The organism is Streptomyces sp. NBC_01465 (assembly GCF_036227325.1).
Classification (GTDB): Bacteria; Actinomycetota; Actinomycetes; order Streptomycetales; family Streptomycetaceae; genus Streptomyces.
Map to the genome: position 1 here is coordinate 4,481,877 of NZ_CP109467.1, position 18,506 is coordinate 4,500,382.

The 18,506-nt window shown below is 67.9% G+C and carries 23 protein-coding genes; 18 read left to right on the forward strand and 5 right to left on the reverse strand.

Annotated elements, in window-relative coordinates; genetic code table 11:
- Window positions 1–54 precede the first annotated feature (54 nt).
- The 3 genes from OG707_RS21105 (at window position 55) to OG707_RS21115 (ending at window position 1,673) form a co-directional block, all read left to right on the forward strand.
- Window positions 55–900 (forward strand): sulfurtransferase, encoded by an 846-nt coding sequence (locus OG707_RS21105; RefSeq protein ID WP_329120551.1) that lies wholly within the window; start codon window positions 55–57, stop codon window positions 898–900.
- A gap of 31 nt (window positions 901–931) precedes the next feature.
- Window positions 932–1,219, forward strand: a complete 288-nt coding sequence (locus OG707_RS21110) for a DUF1416 domain-containing protein (protein ID WP_206968544.1) — start codon at window positions 932–934, stop codon at window positions 1,217–1,219.
- 184 nt (window positions 1,220–1,403) lie between these two features.
- Window positions 1,404–1,673 (forward strand): DUF3099 domain-containing protein, encoded by a 270-nt coding sequence (locus tag OG707_RS21115; protein ID WP_329120557.1) that lies wholly within the window; start codon window positions 1,404–1,406, stop codon window positions 1,671–1,673.
- On the opposite strand, the gene OG707_RS21120 is transcribed toward OG707_RS21115, so the two are convergent.
- The gene (locus tag OG707_RS21120; protein WP_329120559.1) at window positions 1,667–2,038 is read right to left on the reverse strand and encodes a DsrE family protein; all 372 of its coding nucleotides are present in this window, start codon (window positions 2,036–2,038) and stop codon (window positions 1,667–1,669) included. The two genes, OG707_RS21115 and OG707_RS21120, sit on opposite strands and share 7 nt — an antisense overlap.
- Before the next feature lie 129 nt (window positions 2,039–2,167).
- On the opposite strand from OG707_RS21120, the gene OG707_RS21125 reads away from it, so the two are divergent.
- The 6 genes from OG707_RS21125 to ygfZ all read left to right on the forward strand — a co-directional run bounded on the left by OG707_RS21125 (window position 2,168) and on the right by ygfZ (window position 6,923).
- Entirely contained in the window at window positions 2,168–2,947 is a 780-nt protein-coding gene (locus tag OG707_RS21125) for a hypothetical protein (RefSeq protein ID WP_329120561.1), read from the forward strand.
- Window positions 2,944–3,786, forward strand: a complete 843-nt coding sequence (locus OG707_RS21130; protein WP_329120563.1) for a hypothetical protein — start codon at window positions 2,944–2,946, stop codon at window positions 3,784–3,786. The genes OG707_RS21125 and OG707_RS21130 overlap by 4 nt, the downstream gene beginning before the upstream one ends.
- Window positions 3,783–4,643: a hypothetical protein gene (locus OG707_RS21135; protein WP_329120565.1), complete on the forward strand. Its 861-nt coding sequence runs from the start codon at window positions 3,783–3,785 to the stop codon at window positions 4,641–4,643. The genes OG707_RS21130 and OG707_RS21135 overlap by 4 nt, the downstream gene beginning before the upstream one ends.
- Before the next feature lie 243 nt (window positions 4,644–4,886).
- Complete coding sequence (locus tag OG707_RS21140) at window positions 4,887–5,459, forward strand: FABP family protein (protein WP_329120567.1); 573 nt, start codon at window positions 4,887–4,889, stop codon at window positions 5,457–5,459.
- 50 nt (window positions 5,460–5,509) lie between these two features.
- A complete protein-coding gene (locus OG707_RS21145) occupies window positions 5,510–5,947 on the forward strand; it encodes a Fur family transcriptional regulator (protein WP_329120568.1) in 438 nt (145 codons plus the stop codon).
- Window positions 5,948–5,957: 10 nt separating this feature from the next.
- Complete coding sequence (gene ygfZ / locus OG707_RS21150; RefSeq protein ID WP_329120569.1) at window positions 5,958–6,923, forward strand: CAF17-like 4Fe-4S cluster assembly/insertion protein YgfZ; 966 nt, start codon at window positions 5,958–5,960, stop codon at window positions 6,921–6,923.
- A 5-nt stretch (window positions 6,924–6,928) separates the two neighbouring features.
- Here the strand turns inward: ygfZ and dtd are convergent, their stop codons facing one another.
- Window positions 6,929–7,354 carry a D-aminoacyl-tRNA deacylase gene (dtd, locus tag OG707_RS21155; RefSeq protein WP_329120570.1) on the reverse strand — a complete coding sequence of 142 codons (426 nt, stop codon included), beginning with the start codon at window positions 7,352–7,354 and terminating at the stop codon, window positions 6,929–6,931.
- A 117-nt stretch (window positions 7,355–7,471) separates the two neighbouring features.
- Between dtd and OG707_RS21160 the strand changes: the two genes are divergently transcribed.
- Genes OG707_RS21160 through OG707_RS21170 form a run of 3 tightly spaced genes read left to right on the forward strand, consistent with a single transcriptional unit; the run spans window position 7,472 to window position 10,387 of the window.
- Window positions 7,472–8,068 (forward strand): RsiG family protein, encoded by a 597-nt coding sequence (locus OG707_RS21160; RefSeq protein WP_329120572.1) that lies wholly within the window; start codon window positions 7,472–7,474, stop codon window positions 8,066–8,068.
- Window positions 8,069–8,123: 55 nt separating this feature from the next.
- Window positions 8,124–9,089, forward strand: a complete 966-nt coding sequence (locus tag OG707_RS21165; RefSeq protein WP_329120574.1) for an asparaginase — start codon at window positions 8,124–8,126, stop codon at window positions 9,087–9,089.
- A 53-nt stretch (window positions 9,090–9,142) separates the two neighbouring features.
- Window positions 9,143–10,387: a GNAT family N-acetyltransferase gene (locus tag OG707_RS21170; RefSeq protein ID WP_329120576.1), complete on the forward strand. Its 1,245-nt coding sequence runs from the start codon at window positions 9,143–9,145 to the stop codon at window positions 10,385–10,387.
- 6 nt (window positions 10,388–10,393) lie between these two features.
- Here the strand turns inward: OG707_RS21170 and OG707_RS21175 are convergent, their stop codons facing one another.
- A complete protein-coding gene (locus OG707_RS21175) occupies window positions 10,394–10,582 on the reverse strand; it encodes a hypothetical protein (RefSeq protein WP_329120577.1) in 189 nt (62 codons plus the stop codon).
- 152 nt (window positions 10,583–10,734) lie between these two features.
- Here OG707_RS21175 and OG707_RS21180 point away from each other — a divergent pair, with 152 nt between their 5' ends.
- Window positions 10,735–11,589, forward strand: a complete 855-nt coding sequence (locus OG707_RS21180) for a winged helix-turn-helix domain-containing protein (RefSeq protein WP_329120578.1) — start codon at window positions 10,735–10,737, stop codon at window positions 11,587–11,589.
- Here OG707_RS21180 and OG707_RS21185 read toward each other — a convergent pair.
- Entirely contained in the window at window positions 11,586–11,774 is a 189-nt protein-coding gene (locus OG707_RS21185; RefSeq protein WP_329120580.1) for a hypothetical protein, read from the reverse strand. The genes OG707_RS21180 and OG707_RS21185 overlap by 4 nt on opposite strands.
- Window positions 11,775–11,949: 175 nt before the next feature.
- Between OG707_RS21185 and OG707_RS21190 the strand changes: the two genes are divergently transcribed.
- The 3 genes from OG707_RS21190 to OG707_RS21200 all read left to right on the forward strand — a co-directional run bounded on the left by OG707_RS21190 (window position 11,950) and on the right by OG707_RS21200 (window position 14,859).
- Window positions 11,950–12,846 (forward strand): GntR family transcriptional regulator, encoded by an 897-nt coding sequence (locus tag OG707_RS21190; protein ID WP_329120582.1) that lies wholly within the window; start codon window positions 11,950–11,952, stop codon window positions 12,844–12,846.
- Window positions 12,847–12,984: 138 nt separating this feature from the next.
- Window positions 12,985–14,040 carry an aminoglycoside phosphotransferase family protein gene (locus OG707_RS21195; protein WP_329120584.1) on the forward strand — a complete coding sequence of 352 codons (1,056 nt, stop codon included), beginning with the start codon at window positions 12,985–12,987 and terminating at the stop codon, window positions 14,038–14,040.
- Window positions 14,041–14,154: 114 nt separating this feature from the next.
- The gene (locus tag OG707_RS21200; protein ID WP_329120587.1) at window positions 14,155–14,859 is read left to right on the forward strand and encodes an HAD family hydrolase; all 705 of its coding nucleotides are present in this window, start codon (window positions 14,155–14,157) and stop codon (window positions 14,857–14,859) included.
- Here OG707_RS21200 and OG707_RS21205 read toward each other — a convergent pair.
- Window positions 14,850–15,011 (reverse strand): hypothetical protein, encoded by a 162-nt coding sequence (locus OG707_RS21205; RefSeq protein ID WP_329120588.1) that lies wholly within the window; start codon window positions 15,009–15,011, stop codon window positions 14,850–14,852. The two genes, OG707_RS21200 and OG707_RS21205, sit on opposite strands and share 10 nt — an antisense overlap.
- A 152-nt stretch (window positions 15,012–15,163) precedes the next feature.
- Between OG707_RS21205 and OG707_RS21210 the strand changes: the two genes are divergently transcribed.
- Both OG707_RS21210 and OG707_RS21215 read left to right on the forward strand, forming a co-directional pair.
- Window positions 15,164–16,039, forward strand: a complete 876-nt coding sequence (locus OG707_RS21210; protein WP_329120590.1) for a winged helix-turn-helix domain-containing protein — start codon at window positions 15,164–15,166, stop codon at window positions 16,037–16,039.
- A 146-nt stretch (window positions 16,040–16,185) separates the two neighbouring features.
- Window positions 16,186–18,408, forward strand: a complete 2,223-nt coding sequence (locus OG707_RS21215; protein WP_329120592.1) for an aminoglycoside phosphotransferase family protein — start codon at window positions 16,186–16,188, stop codon at window positions 18,406–18,408.
- The last annotated feature ends 98 nt before the right edge of the window (window positions 18,409–18,506 follow it).

The following is an 18,506-nucleotide window of genomic DNA, read 5'->3' on the forward strand; positions in this document are numbered from 1 at the left end:
GTACGCCGCCAAAACGCACCACACCGCCGCAGACTGCCCCGGAGGAGACACCGCATGAGCCGCGCAGACGTCCTGGTAGACGCCGACTGGGTCGAGGCCCACATCGAGGACCCGCAGGTCGCCATCGTCGAGGTCGACGAGGACACCTCGGCCTACGAGAAGAACCACATCAAGAACGCCATCCGGATCGACTGGACCAAGGACCTCCAGGACCCGGTCCGCCGCGACTTCATCGACCAGGCCGGCTTCGAGGAGCTGCTGTCGAAGAAGGGCATCGGCAACGACACCACGGTCGTGCTCTACGGCGGCAACAACAACTGGTTCGCCTCGTACGCCTTCTGGTACTTCAAGCTCTACGGCCACCAGGACGTGAAGCTCCTCGACGGCGGCCGCAAGAAGTGGGAGCTCGACTCCCGCGACCTGGTCGACGGCGACCAGATCCCGTCCCGCCCGGCCACGCAGTACAAGGCCAAGGCCCAGGACGAGTCGATCCGCGCCTACCGCGACGACGTCGTGGCCGCGATCGGCAGCCTCAACCTGGTCGACGTGCGCTCCCCCGACGAGTTCAGCGGCAAGCTGCTCGCCCCGGCGCACCTCCCGCAGGAGCAGTCGCAGCGCCCCGGCCACGTGCCGAGCGCCCGCAACATCCCGTGGTCGAAGAACGCCAACGACGACGGCACCTTCAAGTCGGACGACGAGCTCAAGGCCCTCTACGAGGACGAGCAGGTCGACCTGGCGAAGGACACCATCGCGTACTGCCGCATCGGCGAGCGCTCGGCCCTGACGTGGTTCGTGCTGCACGAGCTGCTCGGCCAGGCCAACGTCAAGAACTACGACGGCTCGTGGACCGAGTACGGCTCGCTCGTCGGCGTGCCGATCGAGCTCGGCGCCAACAAGTAACCAACCGACCTTTACTTCCTAGGAGTTCAACATGTGTGGAGCGAAGGCCGGCGGCCCCGACGCCTCGACCATCAAGCCCGGTGAGACCACCATCCAGGGCAGCGTGACCAAGGACGGCGAGCCCGTCACCGGCTACGTGCGCCTGCTCGACTCGACCGGCGAGTTCACCGCCGAGGTCCCCACCTCGGCGACCGGCCAGTTCCGCTTCTACGCGGCCGAGGGCACCTGGACGCTGCGCGCCCTGGTCCCGGGCGGCACGGCGGACCGTACGGTCGTCGCGCAGACGGGTGGACTGGCCGAGGTCGCCATCGCGGTTTGAGCACCGGTCGTGCTCGCCGGACTCCACCCGCCGCAGGTCGGCGGACGGAGTCCGGCGCAGCACCTCGAAGCCCGCGAAGCGGTGCGAGAGGTGCGTCGAGAATGAGACCGGCCGAAGGGCCGCACCCCAGGGGGTTGGACGCTTACCTGGACCGGGTGCGGCCCTTCGGTCGTACGCTGGAGGTATGTACGCGCGACGGCGCCGCGGTTACTTCCTGCTCATGGGCGGATGTCTGGTCCTCTTCATCTCCGCCTGGGCCTTCGTGCGCCTATGGTCCGTCCCCGCGGCGGTCGCGATGTGCGTCGTCGCCATGGTGATCCCGCCCATCGCGGCGATGGTCGGCAACCGGCACGGGCCCGACGACCGGTGGTGGGACGACCCCTCGGGCGACAGCAAGTCCGACGAGTGGTGGGACGAGCTGGACGGCAAGAAGCGGCGGGATCAGGATCAGTAGACGAGCGCCTGTACGCCGTCCGCCATGATCTCCTGCACGAAGACCTGAGCGCCCGCGATCCGTACGCCCTCGATCACGTCCTTCTCGGTGATCTCCCGACGCGTCGCGCACTGCGTGCACAGCGTGATCTGACCGGCGGCGCTGATCGACTCGATCAGGTCGGGAAGCGGTGCGGCGTGCGGGAGTTGGAACTCCGCCGCCCGGCCCGGCAGTGCGAACCACGAGGACTCGCCGGTCAGCCAGAGCGAGACCTCGACGCCGCTCGCGACGGCGACGGCGGCCACGGTGAAGGCCTGCGAGCAGCGCTCGGGCGCATCGGCTCCGGCGGTCACCTTGATCACGAGCTTCTTCTGGGCTGCAGTCATATGCCGAACTGTAATAGTCGGCCGTACAACCCCCTCCCACCACTGTGGGTCTGCTGTGTGCGCGGGTAACGGAACCCGCGCCTCAGGTCTCGTGGGGGGACCATCTTGGAAGCGCCAGAAGAGTTGCAAATGGTTCCTGACGTGCAGGAACCGGAGAAAAAGCCGCGCCGTCGAGGCCGTACGACGCTGATCGTCGTGGCCGCCGCAGTGCTGGGGATCGTCGCAGGGACCGCCGTCGGCTACAAGATCCAGGCCGACCGCCCGCCGACCCCGCTGCCGGTGCTGGCCCAGGAGGGCCTGACGTACCCGGCGAAGGCCGCGGCGAAGGGGCAGGAGCCGGCGGCGCTGTCCGCCAAGGAGGACACGCTCGTACGGACCGACGGGGATCTGCGGAAGCTGCTGATCCCGAAGCCGCGAGGGGCGAGAACCGCTTCTTTCCCGGTCTTCAAGGGTGGGACGATGCCGCGCGACAACTGGCTGACGCCCGCGGACTATGCGTACGAGTTCACCGACGAAGCGCAGAGCTTCACCTACGACGCAGAGAAGGACATCCGACGGATCGCTGCTGCGGACTTCCAGCAGGGCGAGTTCAAGATGACCTCCGTGCGGCTGGTGCAGTTCCGCGACGGGGTCTCCGAGGGGGCGTCCGACAGCGCCGTCGAGCAGCAGTCGTACATGTCCGACAGCCAGGACGGCGCGGGCTACGACGGCGACGCGGTGAAGGGGAGCGGCAACGCCCGCTACTACATCGTCCCGGTGGAGAACAAGCCGGGCTATCTGCCCAACTACGGGGCCCGTGCGATCGGCTACCGCGGTGACGTGATGTTCGACATCTCGATCTTCGACACGCACAAGATCAGCAAGAGCGACATCCGGGCGCTCGCCGAGCAGCAGTTGGGGCGCTTGTGAGCAGCGAAGAGGCAGTGGGAGAGCAGGAGTTGGAGCAGACGCCGGAGTCGGAGGTCTTGGATGTCCTGGAGGTCCTGGAGACCGCCAAGGCTCCCAGGCAGCCGTCCCGCGCCCTGCGGGTCGGGGCCGCGGTGCTGCCCGTCGTGCTCGTCCTCGGCGGCGTAGTCGGCGGGCTCGTCTACACCAAGTCCACTGTGGACAAGGCCGACACGACCGCCCCGACGACGGTCTGGGGCAAGGACGCGAAGCCGGGCAAGGACCCCGCAGGGGCCGTTGGTGAGGGTCGGCACGACAGCGCGCTGAGCAAGCTCCTGCTGCCCGTTCCGAGCGGCTACAGGCTCGGTCCCGACATGGAGCAGTTCGGTAACGACTCCGAACTCAGCGGCAAGCAGGCCGAGGCCATGATGAAGGCCGACGGCAAGGGCCTGGCGGGCAAGCAGCGCCGGGAGTGGGAGAAGCGGGTCGAGAAGCTGGGCCCCAAGGGCGTGGCGTTCCGTTCGTACACGGCGTCCTCGAACGACCTCGACGTCGAGGTGCAGATCATGCAGCTCAAGGACAAGAAGGGGGTGGCCGACGCCTACCGGTTCCGCAAGAACCTCATGGACGCCATCACCGTCTTCCGCGACGGGCCGAAGATCACGGGACACACGCACGCGAGCTGCGTCCTGCCGCCCAATGACAAGAAGGACAAGCTGGACGCGATGTTCTGCACGGCCTACGAGGGCGGAGTGCTGATCAGTTTCAACGCGTACGGCGCCAAGCCGTTCGACAAGTCCGAGGTCGCGAACCTGCTGAAAAAGCAGCTCGACCACATCACGTCCCCGGGGGAGTACGTATGACTGAGCCCGTGATCTCGGAGGTCGTCGACGTCAGCCCGTCCGGGCCCGCCGACCCGTTCGCGGCTCCGCCCGAGGCGCACGCCGCGCCCCGCAAGCCCTGGAGGGACCGCCGGGCGCTGCGCGCGGCGGCCCGCTGGACCCTCGCTGTGCTCGTCTGCGGCGGGCTCGGGACCGGGACGGCGTACGGCATCACAGGGATGACCCGGACCGATGTGCCCGGCCTCGCCACCCAGGAGGACGGCCGCTGGACGTACCCGAAGCTGACGCTGCCGGCGCTGGCCGCCGGCGCCCCGCGCCCGTACACCGACGGCAACGACGGCGAGATCCACCACGCCGACCTGCGCCGGCTGCTGCTGCCCGCGCCCAAGGGCGCGACGGTGGACAAGACGCTGAACGGTGGCTGGGTGAGCACCGACCAGTACGTCGGGGAGTATGCCAAGGACAAGCGTGCCGAGCTGAAGCAGGCGCTCTCGGATGCGTCCGTACGGCATATCGCGGCACGCGGTTGGACGATGCCGGACGGCACGACGTCCCGGATTTATCTGCTGCAGTTCAAGTCGGTGGCGTTCGCCACGACGTACAAGGACGAAAGCCTGGGCGTCGGCTACGACGGTGGGAAGTCGCTGAACGAGGCCCCCGAGGCCAGGGTCGACACCTACTGGACCGAGAACGGCAAGGTGGAGAACAACTCGGCGTACGTGTACGTCGAGCCCAAGCCCTACGGCAACCGGCAGGTCCGCCAGGCCTATGTTCTGGCCGGTGACACCGTGGCGCTGGTCTTCCAGTCGCACAAGGGTGCGACGCCGAGAGTCCCCTTCACGCAGACGGTGATCCTGCAGAACCAGCTGCTCGGCTGAGTCCCGCAGACCTCGAAGAGAGCGCCGGGCCCCAGCCCGATAAGCTGGGGCCCGGCCCTACCTGCCCACACCGCTCATGCAAGGAGCACCCCGTGCTTGAGGTTTTCTTCGAAACCCTGCTGGTCCTGGTCTGCGTCGGCGTCCTCGCCTTCGCCGGTCTGACCGTGAAGAAGCTCTACCAGGGTCAGCGCTAGTCACCCCGCCTTTCCACAGGCATCCCCTCACAGATCGTCTGAGCCACTCATGATCCAGATCCCTTCGGACCTGAACCCGAGCCTCGTCCCGCTCGTCTTCCTCCTCGGCACCTGGGAGGGCGCGGGAGTCGCCGACTTCCCCGGCGAGGAGAAGTGCAACTTCGGGCAGTCCGTCACCTTCTCGCACGACGGCCGGGACTTCCTCGAGTACGTCTCCCACACCTGGGTGCTCGATGCCGAGGGCAACAAGGTCAGGCCCCTGGAGTCCGAGTCCGGCTACTGGCGCATCGACGCCGACCGCAAGGTCGAGATCGTCATGGTCCGCGACCAGGGCGTCGTCGAGATCTGGTACGGGGACCTGGCCGCCCAGAAGCCCCAGATCGACGTGGTCACGGATGCCGTGGCCCGGACGGCGGCCTCGGGTCCGTACAGCGGCGGAAAGCGGCTCTACGGCTATGTGAACAGCGACCTCATGTGGGTCGGCGAGAAGGCCACCCCCGACGTCGAGCTGCGCCCCTACATGTCGGCGCACCTGAAGAAGGTCGTCACCCCCGAGGAGGTCGCGGAGATGGCGCGCAACCTCGGTGATCTCCCCGACGACGGCATCGCCTTCTTCAAGTAGGCACAGGCAGGCACAGAGGCAACGGGCCGCGCCCTCCTACACTGGGGGGCGTGGTGACCACTGACTGGCAGAGCGACCTCCGCAGACGCGGGTACCGGCTGACCCCTCAGCGGCAGCTCGTGCTGGAGGCCGTCGACGTACTGGAGCACGCGTCGCCCGACGAGATCCTCACCGAGGTGCGGAAGACGGCGGGCGGGGTCAACATCTCCACCGTGTACCGGACGCTCGAGCTCCTGGAGGAGCTCGACCTGGTCAGCCATGCGCATCTGGGGCACGGGGCGCCGACGTACCACCTCGCGGACCGGCACCACCACATCCATCTGGTCTGCCGCGACTGCGCGAACGTCATCGAGGCGGATGTGGACGTGGCCGCCGACTTCACGGCGAAGCTGCGCGAGACGTTCGGCTTCGAGACGGACATGAAGCACTTCGCCATCTTCGGGCGCTGCGAGAAATGCACTGCGAAGGCTGTCAGTACCGAGTCGTAGGCTTGTCCGTATGAAGAGCCCTCTGCTGTCCCTGCCCGGCGCCGTCCCCGCCGAAGGCCGCGACGAAGGTGTCGCCGCGCACTACGGCGACCTGTTCCGAGAACAGCGCGAGCTGGCGGACGGTCATGGACTTGTTGATCTTTCGCAGCGCGGCGTCATCTCCGTCAGCGGCCCCGACCGGCTGAGCTGGCTGCATCTGCTGCTCACCCAGCATGTGAGCGAGCTGCCCGTCGGGCAGGCCACCGAAGCGCTGATCCTCTCCGCCAACGGGCACGTCGAGCACGCGCTCTATCTCGTCGACGACGGCGAGACGGTCTGGGCGCACGTGGAGCCGGGGACGCAGGACGAGCTCGTCTCGTACCTGGAGAAGATGAAGTTCTACAACCGGGTCGAAGTCGCGGACAGGACAGCGGAGTTCGCGGTCGTCCACCTCCCCGCCGGGTCCATCGCCGAGGTGCCGGACGGTGTGGTCGTACGGGAGACGGCGTACGGGCGCGACCTCTTCCTGCCCAGGGGTGAGCTCGAGTCGTACGCGGCGAAGAGCGGCCCCGTCGCCGGGCTCCTCGCGTACGAGGCGCTGCGCATCGAGCAGCACCGGCCGCGGCTCGGCGCGGAGACCGACCACCGGACCATCCCGCACGAGCTGGGGTGGATCGGCAGCGCCGTCCATCTGCAGAAGGGCTGCTACCGGGGGCAGGAGACGGTCGCCCGCGTCCAGAACCTGGGGAAGCCGCCGCGGCGCCTGGTCTTCCTCCACCTGGACGGGAGCGAGGTGCTGCTGCCGGGGCACGGGACGCCCGTGCGGCTGGCCTCCGACGGGGAGGACGGCCGGCAGCTCGGGTTCATCACGTCCTCGGCCCGCCACCACGAACTGGGGCCGATCGCGCTCGCCCTGGTCAAGCGCAATGTGCCGGTGGACGCGGAGCTGATGGCCGGGGACACGGCTGCCGCGCAGGAGGTCGTCGTCGAGCCCTAGGGCTCTCAGAGGTCCAGCTGGACCGTGAACGGGCCGTTGTTGGTGAGCGAGACGCGCATGTCCGCCCCGAAGCGGCCCGTTTCGACGTGCGCGCCGAGTGCGCGCAGTTGGGCCACCACCTCGTCGACGAGGGGCTCGGCGATGTCGCCGGGGGCGGCCGCGTTCCAGGTGGGGCGGCGGCCCTTGCGGGCGTCGCCGTAGAGAGTGAACTGCGAAATCACCAACAAGGGTGCATTCGTGTCGGAGCAGGACTTTTCGCCCTCAAGGATGCGAACCGACCACAACTTCCTGGCGAGCTGCGCCGCCTTTTCCACGGTGTCCTCATGGGTAATTCCCACAAGTACACACAAACCCTCACCAACGATCTCTCCGACCGTCTCGCCTGCGACGACGACGCTCGCACCGTCCACCCTCTGCACCACTGCACGCATACGGATCAGGCTATCTGGGGCTGAACGGGTGCAGACCGCCTGCATGGGCACTGTCTTGAGTGGCACCATGCACGGAGGCGGTGCGGGCAGCACCGGTCGAGGGGACGGAACACGCACATGAGTTCAACTGGCGCCGGGCGACCGCCCGGTCCCGTACCGATGACCAAGGTCCCGGCGGTCTCTCTCGCGCGTACGCCTGTGCAGCGCACCGGAGAGGCCCCCCTTCCCGCCGCACCGGCCCACGACATCGCCGCCCTGCGGCTGCCGGAGCTGCGCGTGCTGCGCCGGGAAGCCCAGCGGGACGAGGCGGACCTCAGCTACGTACGGCGGATGCTGCACGGCCGGATCGACATCCTGCGGGCCGAGCTCGCCCGCCGGCGCGACCCGGAGACCCCGGTCGTCGACCGGCTCTCCGAGATCCTGACCGACGCCCCGTCCTCGCACCGCTCCTCCGCCCGCCATGTGACGCTCTCGACGCCGCGCAGCGAGGAGTACAGGATGCTGGCCTCGGACATGCTCGCCGAGGTCGAGCTCTCGGATCTCGACGCCCGGACGGACGAAGAGCTGCACACCGGAATGGGACGGCTCATCCGCTACGAGCAGCAGGTTTCGCGCCGTCGTCACCTGCTCCAGGCCACCGCGGACGATTGCAGTGCGGAGATCGCCCGCAGGTACCGTGACGGAGAAGCGCAGGTAGACGACCTGCTCACCTGAGCCCGGGGGCGATCCCTTCCGGGAGCGGGTCCACTGTCCCCCGGAAGGCCTCCCGATGACCACCACCTCCCCGATAGCCCCGGCCGCCCCCGTACTGGCCGAGGTCGTCCGCTCCGGCTTCGTGGAGGGCCTGCACCGGGGGTCGCTGGTGGTGCTGGCCGCCGACGGGAGCGTGGAGTACACGCTGGGGGATCCGGGGACGCCGGTCTTCCCGCGCTCCTGCAACAAGCCCATGCAGGCCGCGGCCGTGCTGCGGGCGGGGCTCGATCTGTCGGGGGAGCGGCTGGCGCTGGCCGCCGCGAGCCACTCGGGGGAGGGCTTCCACCTCGATCTCGTACGGAAGATGCTCGCCGAGCACGGGCTGACCGAGGACGACCTGCAGTGCCCTGAGGACTTGCCGTTGGACCCGGTCGAGGCGGAGGCCTATCTGGCGTCGGGGCAGGTGCGGGGGCGGGTCGCGATGAACTGCTCGGGCAAGCACACGGCGATGGTGGCGGTCTGCCGGCTCAACGGCTGGGACCCGGCGACGTACCTGGACCCCTCGCACCCGCTGCAGCAGCTGGTGCTCGAAGTGGTCGAGGAGGCGGCGGGCGAGCGGGTCACGGCGGTCGGTACGGACGGCTGCGGGGCGCCGCTGATGGCGATCACGCTGGTGGGGCTGGCGCGGGCCTTCCGGTCGTTCGTACTGGCGCCGGAGGACTCCGCGGAGCGGCGGGTCGCGGACGCGATGAGGGCGTACCCGGAGTACGTGGCGGGGACACGGCGCCCCGACACGTGGCTGATGCGAGGGGTGCCCGGGGTGCTGTCCAAGATGGGCGCCGAGGCGGTCCAGGCGGTGGCCCTGCCGGACGGCCGGGCGCTGGCCTTCAAGGTGGACGACGGGGGTACGCGGGTGCTGGGTCCTGTGCTGGCGCGGGTGCTGAGCGGGATGGGCGTGGACGGGGACGTGCTGGCGCGGGTCGGCGATGCGCCGCTGCTGGGCGGGGGCGAGCGGGTCGGTGAGATACGCGCCGCCTTTTGAGCCTGGGGGAAATCCCGGTGCGGTCCGGGCCCGCCCGCGCCTAGCGTGACCGTATGACTGTGAACGTCCGTACGATCACCGAGGCCGAGGTCGCCGGATGGCGGCGCGCTCTCGACACCGGGTTCCTCCGTCCTCCGTTCGTCGGCGACGAAGCCGTCGCGAGCTTCCTCGCCCACGCCGACCTCACCCGCACCCGGGGCGCCTTCGACGGCCCCCGCTGTGTCGCCACCTTCCGCTCCTTCGCCCAGGAGCTCACCGTCCCCGGCGGCGCCGTGCTGCCCGCCGACGCCGTCACCAATGTGACCGTCTCGCCCACCCACCGCCGCCGCGGTCTGCTCAGCCGGATGATGGCGGCGGACCTGGCGGCCGCCAAGGAGCGGGGTGACGTGGTCGCGACGCTGATCGCGGCCGAGTATCCGATCTACGGGCGGTACGGCTTCGGGCCCGCCGCCCAGACCACCCAGTGGACGGTCGACGTACCGCGCACCGGCATCGACCCGCGCTGGTCGGGGCCGGACGACGGAGGGCGGGTCGATCTGGTCGACGGCGCCGATGTGTTCAAGCTGGGGCCCGAACTGCACGACCGCGTACGGAAGTTGCGGGCCGGTGCCGTCAGCAGGGACGAGCGGTGGTGGAAGCTCAACACGGGGCTGCTGGCGAACCCCGGTCATTCGTGGACGGAGCCGTTCTACGCCGTGTACCGGTCGGCCGCCGGTGAGGTCGAGGGGCTGCTCGTCTACCGGGCCGACGACCGCTGGGGCGATGCCAAGCAGCCGCAGAACACCGCGGCCGTGGCGGGGCTGATCGCGGTGACCCCGGCCGCCGAGCGGGCGCTGTGGACGTACGTCTGCTCGGTCGACTGGATCACCACGGTCACGTCGGGGGACCGGGCCCCCGACGATCTGCTGCCGCTGCTGCTTCCCGACCCGCGTGCGGCGCGGATCACGACGCAGGCGGACTTCCTGTGGGTGCGGCTGCTGGATGTCGTACGGGCGCTGGAGGCCCGTACGTACACGGTGTCCGCCTCCCTCGTCCTTGAGGTCGGCGACGGTGACGGCCTGTCCGCGGGCCGGTACCGGCTCGACGCGTCGCCCGACGGCGCGGTGTGCGCGCCGTCGTCCGAGTCGCCCGATGTCACGCTGGACGTGAGGGAGTTGGGGGCGCTGTATCTGGGCGACGAGTCGGCGGTCCGGCTGGCGGCTCTGGGCCGGATCGGGGAGGAGACGGCGGGGGCCGTCGCGACCCTGGAGGCGCTGTTCCGTACGGCGGTCAGGCCCTGGTGCCCTGACGTTTTCTAGTGGCTGCTAGCCGAGCAGGGGCTGGACGAGGACGACCAGGACCACGGCGCCGAAGCTCGCGCAGGCGAGGTTCTTGGCCTTGACGCCGGCGGTGAAAAGGCCGAGGCCGATGAGGCCCATGACGCCGAACTGGCCCTGGACGAGCTGATCGAGGCCGACAGCGGTGGCGGCGGCGAGGAGAGCGAGGAGCGGCATTGTCGTTCCCTCCTTTGGTCCTTGGTCACCAACTCACCGACTACTGTGGTGAGTTGGTGACCAACTCAATGGAAGTTGTCCCCTTGGTGGACCGACTCAACCCTTCTTCACAGGAAGTCCCCAAAGTTGGCGAGCAGTTGTACTCTTCAGGGGTGGAGACGTCGCACCGCACGGTGGCCGATGAGCTGCGAGCCCGTATCAAGGACGGAAGCCTGCAGCCGGGTACGCGCATGCCGACCCAGGAGCGGTTGGCGCGGGAGTTCGGGGTCGAGCGGGGCACGGTCCGCCAGGCGCTGAAGATCCTCCAGGAGGAGCAGCTCCTCACCCATGTGACCAGGGGCGTTCCCGCGACCGTGGCGGACGTGGCCGCCAGGCCCGCAGCGGCCCCGCAGTCGACGATGGTCGCGCTGGCGACGCGGATCGACGCGGCGTTCGCCGCTCCCCAGGTGGAGATCGACGCGCTCTGCCTCAAGTCCGCCTCGCTGAACCTGGCGCTGAGCGAGCCGATCCGGGGGATCCACGCGGGGCGTATGAAACCGGCCGCCGTGACCGTACGGGTGCTGCTGCCGAGCCGCGACATCGAACTGGCCTTCCCGACGCCGGTGGCGGACGGGACGGACGGCAGGCTGCACCGCAACTGGCTGGATCAGCGCAATGCGCAGGGCCAGGTGCTGCGGTCCAATCTGCTGGCCCTGCGGGCCTCGCACGAGATCGACGTGACGGTGGAGTTCCGCGCTCTGCCCTTCACGCCGCCGGTGAAGCTGTACCTGCTCAACGGCGCCGAGGCGCTGTTCGGGTACTACCTGATCGGCCGCCGCGAGGAGGAGTTCGACCACGAGTCCCTGGAGCTGTTCGACATCCAGGGGACGCAGTCGACGCTCTTTCCCTTCGCGCAGGGTGCGGGGGTGCGGGACGCCACGTTCGTGGAGCAGTCGCAGCTGTGGTTCGACGCGATCTGGAACACGATCTCGTCGCCGCTGAGCCTGGCCGCGGACGCCGCCCCCTAGGAACCTGGCGCGGTGGCCGTCACCAGCAGGACCAGGGCCCCGGCCCCGGCGACGACGGGGCTCTTCGCCTTGGCGCCGATCGCGATGAGGAGGAGACCGATCGCGCTCATCGCCCCGTAGCGGAGCTGCACGAGACTCTCGAAGGCGACGACGATGATCGTGGTGAGGATGACAAGTGCGGGCATGGTGGTTCCTCCTTCGGGGCGGCCCGTGGGACCGTTGGGCGGGAGGCTGCCGCTTGGCGACCAGGTTGCTGGAGTTGGCAACCAACTACACCCAAGTTATCTCCACTTGGTCACGATCCATAAACAACTTTCAAACAACTCCCCATAGCTGGCCGGGACTTGTAGCGTTTCTGGTGTGAGCCAGAACAGCACCACCTCCGTGAACGGAAGAAAGCCCTCCCATCGAGAAGTGGCCGACACGCTGCGCGAACGCATACGCAGCGAGGAGCTCAAGGCCGGCGATCCCATGCCGACCCAGGCCGCGCTGGTGGAGGAGTTCGGCGTGGAGCGCGGCACCATCCGCCAGGCGCTGAAGATCCTCCAGGGCGAAGGCCTGCTCACCCATGTCACGCGCGGCGCCCCGGCCCGTATCGCCGACCGCGCCACCATGCCGCCGAAGCCGGCGGCGGGGGACCAACCCCGGCCGACGATGGTCGAGTTGGCAGCCAGGATCACCGAGGCGTTCACCGAGACCGACGTGCGGATCGACGCGGTGAGCCTGACCGCGGAATCCCTCAACCTGGCGCTGGGCGACCCGATCCGCCGGATCCACGAGGGAGAGCTGGCGCCGAAGACCATCCGCGTACGCATCCTGCTGCCGAGCCGCGAGATCGAGCTGGCCTTTCCGACGGCGGTGGATGACGGCGCACGGGACCAGGACGCCGTCCACAAGCGCTGGCTGGACCAGCGCAACTCCCAGGGGAAGGTCCTGCGCCACAACCTCCGTGCGCTGAGGGCCTCGCACGAGATCGATGTCGAGGTGGAGCTGAAGGCGCTTCCCTTCACTCCGCCGATCAAGCTGTACTTGCTGAACGGGGCCGAGGCGCTCTTCGCGTACTACCTGGTCGCCCGGCGCGAGGAGGAGGTCGGCGAGAAGCAGGTGGAGATCTACGACGCGCTGGGGCTCAAGTCGCTGCTCTTCTCTTTCGAGGGCGGAGGCGGAGGCCGTGACTCTGCTTACGTGGAGGAGTCGCAGAAATGGTTCAACGCCCTGTGGGACACCATCAGTTCGGAACTGACGCTCTCTGAGTGACTTCCGGCCGGTGCGACCGGCCTGTCGATCCGGGGTGGAGTAGCGTTCCTCACTTCTCCATCATCGGTACCACGACAGGCGAGAGAGCGCATGATGTCTGCCGAACCGGCATCCCTTGCGTGGCAGCGGGCCGTTGAGTTGAGCAACGACGGCAATGTGCTGGGTCCGCTCAAGGGGCATCACCACGAGACGTATGCCATTCCGCTCGCTCCGGAGAATCCGCTCAGGCCCTACTTCGAGCGCGGGAAGTACCGGGAGCCGCGTCGCGAGCAGTTCCGTTACGACCGGCAGTGCTTCGCCTCCGAGGACCAGCTGCTGGTCGCCCTGCAGGGCCGGATCTCGCGCATCCCAGGGATCGCCGAGGTCGAAGGGGGCTTCCTGCTGCAGGGGTTCATCGAGGGCCGGACCCTCGGCCGCGGGCGGCTGCCCAGCCAGGCTCTCTCTCGGCTCCACACGGGACAACTGGCCCAGTTATTCGGCGAGTTGGTCTCGGTGAAGGGGGACGAGTTCGATCACTTGGAGCGCGTCTGCGGTCAGGCGTCGGGCAGTCCGAACGAATTTCTGGACCGTCTGATCGAGTTCACCGAGAAGCAGGTCCATCTCAAGGACGACGGTCACTATGTCCCGCTCTTCGGTGCACTGGGTGTACCCGAGGGCGCATTGTCCGCGTTCAGAGAGCGGGCGGGCACGCTCGCGGACCGGCCGTTCTCACTCGTCCACGGCGACCTGCACCGCGCGAACTTCATTGTCGACCTCAACGGGAATCTCTGGACCATCGACTGGGAGCTCGCCATGATCGGCGACCCCCTCTACGACCTGGCGACGCATCTCCATCTCATGCGCTATCCGGCCAGGGAGGAGCTGCGGATCACGGACGTGTGGCAGGCTGCAGTGGAACGGGCCAGGCCGGGCAGTTCGGACGGTTGGCAGCGTGATCTTCCCGTGCTGCGCGCCTACAAGCGCGCGCAGTCCCTGTTCACAGACGTCATCCGCACAGCGCTGACGTTGGGTCCCGGCTCCGAACCCGACCGGCAAAAGCTGCCGCTCTCCGCATGGAGGGTCCGGAGGGCCCTCGCGCTCGCGGCGGAGCCGCTCGGGATGGGCCGGGTGCCGACACTGAGGCAGGTGATGACGGCATATTCGGAGTGGTTTCGCACTGCCGGCCCGGCGGCAGCAAGTACCGTACAAATGTGACGCATTGACTACAGCAATACAGAAGTCGTCCAACGCCCTCTGGGAAACCGGCAGTTCGGAGTTGACACTCTCTGAGTGACTTCTGATACGTCTCAGACAGAACGGGCGGCATCTGTGACCGAGAATCTCAAGCGGGTGATCGCCGCGGCCGAGAACGTTCTCTTCGACTTCGACGGTCCCATCTGCCGGCTGTTCGCCGGCCGCGAAGCGCGCGTCGTGGCGGAGAGCCTGGTCGCCTGGCTGGAGGAGCACGGCCGCCATGTGCTGCTCACGGAGGAGGAACGGGCCTCCGGGGACCCCCACGCGGTCCTGCGGGCCGTCGACCGGATCCACCCGGGGAGTGACCTGGTCGAGGAGTTGGAGGAGCGGCTGACGCGCGAGGAGCTGCGCGCCGCCCGGACCGCCTGGCCGACCGCGTACGCGGACCCGCTGATCCAGACCCTGCGCGCGGTGGGAGTCCGCCTCGCGATCGCCACGAACAACTCGCCCCGGGTGGCGCGTGCCTATCTGGCCGACCGGGGCCTTACCGAGTGCTTCGGCCCGCACGTCTACGGCCGCACCACCGACCTCCACCTGCTCAAGCCGGACCCGGACTGCATTCGGCGGGCTGTGGCGTCGCTGGGAGCCCGCCCCTCGGCGTCCCTGATGGTGGGCGACACGGTCACGGATCTGTACGCGGCTCGGGCAGCCGGGGTGGCGTTCCTCGGCTACGCGCGCAGCGAGGAGAAGGCGAAGCGGCTGTACGCGGCGGGCGCGGAGACCGTCGTGGACTCCATGCTGCCCGTGCTGGAGGCCGTACGCAGGAACGTTCAGGCGTAGACCATCAGCAGGACGAAGAGGACGGCGCCCAGCGAGGTGTAGTTCGGGCTGCGCTCCTTGAACCCCCAGAGAGTCATCGTCAGACAGAAGATGCCCGGGAATCCGTATCGCGACTGGACCGCCTGCCCCACGAGGTACTCGACCACTGGCATATGACTCCACCCCCACAACTTTCGTCCAATTGGACTGGTTGCCTTGTGGTTGGTATGCCCGATCGGTCAACCTGGTGAACCGTCAGCAGTCAACTCCACTGTGATTGGCTGGAATTGGGACGGGATCGGTCGGGTAGCGGTACCGTCGGATCATGGCGAGCGAACAAGTCGGCGACGGCGGCGGCAGGGAGTTCCAGCGCATCGTGGACGCGCTGCGGAACAGGCTGACCAGCGGTACCTATCGGCTGGGCGAGCAGCTGCCCTCCCAGCGGGCCATCGCCGATGAGTTTCGCGTATCGCGGGACACCGTCCAGCGGGTGCTGCGCGAACTGGTCAGCGAGGGCTGGATCGAGACGCGTCAGGGCAGCGGAACGAGGGTCATCAAGGCCCAGCAGGTTCACTCTCCGGACGGCACGAGGACCGGGCACGGGAGGGGAATCCTCGGGCGGTTCATAGCGGCGGCCTTCGAGTCCCCGACCCGTGAGGTCACCCTCGACGTCTTCACGCTCACCTCGGAGTCCCTGGACACTCATGTCCGTCTCCAGGCCGAGCGCGTGCGGGCGGGGGAGATCGCGCCGACACGTATCGCGGTGCGCATGTTGCTGCCGGCGGAGAACGCGCTGCTCGCGTACCCGCGCAACACCGAGAACTACGAGGACAGGCGCCCGATAGAGCGGCTGCACGACATCACCCGGCGCCACTCGGACTCGCTGTCCGACGCGCTGATGAACCTTCGCACGGAAGGTCTGGTGGACGAGGTCGAGGTGCAGGTCAGGCATCTCCAGCTGACCCCGGCCTTCAAGCTCTACCTGCTCAACAGTGCCGAGGCGCTGCACGGCTTCTACGAGGTCGTCGAGCGCAGGATCCGTCTGGCGGACGGGGAGGAGATCGACGCCATCGACGCGCTGGGGTTGAACGCCACGCTGTTCCATTACGCGAAGGATGCCGACCCCGGCACGCAGGGTTCGCTGTTCGTCGACGCAGGGCAGAGGTGGTTCGACTCCCAGTGGGAGCTGCTGGCACGGTAGGCGGGCTGTCGAACGCAGCAACACGTCTGGGTATCGGCTCACCCGGTAGGCCCATCGCTCCACCAACTCGACAGGTGGGCTCGTGGGTTGGTCGCTAGGGTGTGCATCACTATTTTCCCACCCGAGCGAATACCCAGGAGTGGCTCGTGGGCGGTCCCGCAGCGGCCGAACCGTGCAAATCCATCCCGTCCGGTGCAGCCGGCTTCGCTGATCTTGTGCGCAACGCGCGAAGCCATGGGGCGAAGGCCAGCGGGTATCACAACCAGAACTTCCTGATTGAGCTGGAAGTTCCCACAGGCACTGGGTTCACGCCCCAGCCCAGCCTCCGGGCGATCGTGCGTGAACCCATCCGGGACGCCCTCCCCGTGGTGTTCCGCACCTGGGCCGACGAGTCGCTGATCCTCCGAGCCATCGATCCTGTCCTGCCCCATGTACCCCGATGCCTGGCGAAGCATGACGGCGTCGCGCTGCATAGTTATGTGGAGGGAGTACCGCTCTCCAGTACCTGCCCCAATGGCAAACCCCTGGATCGGCGGCTGATCGAGGCGCTTGCCGAGCTCCTGGCCGGGCTGACGAAGGTCAGACGCGACCACCTGCCGAAGTTGCCGAAGCCCTGGCCGGGGGAAGGGCACAGCAGGCGATTTCTCCAGAACCTGGCACTCCGTACGGACGAGCAGGTCCGACAGTCCAACTGGGCCGAGTTCGGTGGGCTTTTCACCTCGCTCGGAGTTCCGGAGAACGCTCTGCGTGACTTCGCCGAGCGAGTGCCGGCGATGGCCTTCCGGCCGTTCAGTTTTCTCCACACCGATCTGCACCGGGACAACATCATCCTCTCGTACGGAGGGGAACCGCCGCTCATCTTCATCGACTGGGAACTGGCCAGTTACGGAGACCCTCTGCACGATCTCGCCACGCATCTGGTGCGGATGCATTACCCCCGCCACCAGCGGCAGGAGATGATCGCTGCCTGGGCCGACGCGATGAAGAAGGTCAGGCGAGGAGCGGTCAACGGGCTCGAGGCCGATCTGCCTCGCTACCTCGAGTTCGAATACGCCCAGTCCGTCTACCCGGACGTGATGCGCGCAGCACGCACCTTGGGAGACGACATCGAGCCCTTTGACCTGGAGGAGGCAACCCAAACGGTGTCTCTTGCTCTGGGGCGGGCCCAGCATCCGTTGCGGCTGCAGAAGATTCCTGATCCCAGGGGTATCGAGTCGATCCTCCACCGATGGCACAAAGCCCGCACCAGGCGGAACCACCGTAAGCAAGGGACTGTTCCCGTCATGGACTGGCTGATGGACCCGCTGGTTCCGGAGCATGACGAATTTCCGCTCGCAGCGGTCGGGGAAGCACTCAGCGCAGAGGGAGCGGCGCCGGCGGCGCGGGTGTTCAAAGGCACGGGAAACCTCAACACCGTGGTCACCGTGGAGAGTACGGGTGCCATGGTGGTGGTGCGACGCAAGATGGAATCGGTGCACCGCAGAGAGCCGTGCTTCCTCGACGAGCACCGGGTCCTGGCGGCCATTGGCAAGGCCCCTGGGGTACGCGCGCCGAGACTGCTGGCGTATGGCCTCAGCGAACCCTCGGACCCCTTTGCCGTACACACCTATGTGGGTCCACGTGATCCAGAGGGACCTCCCCGCCATCCAGTGGACGGTCTGGGGCCTCTGGAGGCGGATGACCTGGTGGATCAACTGGCTGCGCTCGCCGGCCTGGACACCACGGGGCTGATGGTGCCGGAACTCTCTGGCAACTTCTACGGCCGACTCAGTTCCACTCTGGTTGATCTGGTGCGCGATCTTCCGAGGGAGTCCTCTCAACTGGCCAGTGCGCTGGGTCTTCCCCTGGCCGACAGGCTGGGTGAGGTTCTGGCGAGTTGGAATGTGACCGCGCGCCCGCCTGTACTGCTGCACGGTGATCTCAACCCCTGGAATCTGGTCAGGGGCGAAACTGCGGGTCAACTGATCCTCATCGATTGGGAGATGGCGCTGATTGGCGACCCTCTCTATGACCTGATCAGGCACTTTCATCTCACGCCGAACGAAGCCGAGATCCGTAAGCGCATGCTGCACCGATGGCGCCGTCTGATGGATCGTCACGGACCGGACTATGTTACGAACATGGACCGTGACGCTCGTGTCTATCGCTCGATCGAAGCGATCCGTTCCGCCTATGTGGACTTGGACCGGATGGTGACCGGCGCCAGCCTGGACGCCCCCAACGTGCGTCGAGCCATGGATTCTTACGGGATGACTCTCTCCACCGCCCTGGCCAATATGGGATTACGGGAGAGCCCGGTGGCCAATCGCTATCTTGCCCATGCCTTCCCCGAGGGTGACCATACGGTTCAAGGTCCGGCAGCGTACTGACCCCTGGCTGTCGAACTCCCATGCCAACAGCGCGAGACGGGGGCGACAGGTGGCCTACGGCAGGACGGGAAGCGGTCGGCGCGGGCGGCTGAGGAGTT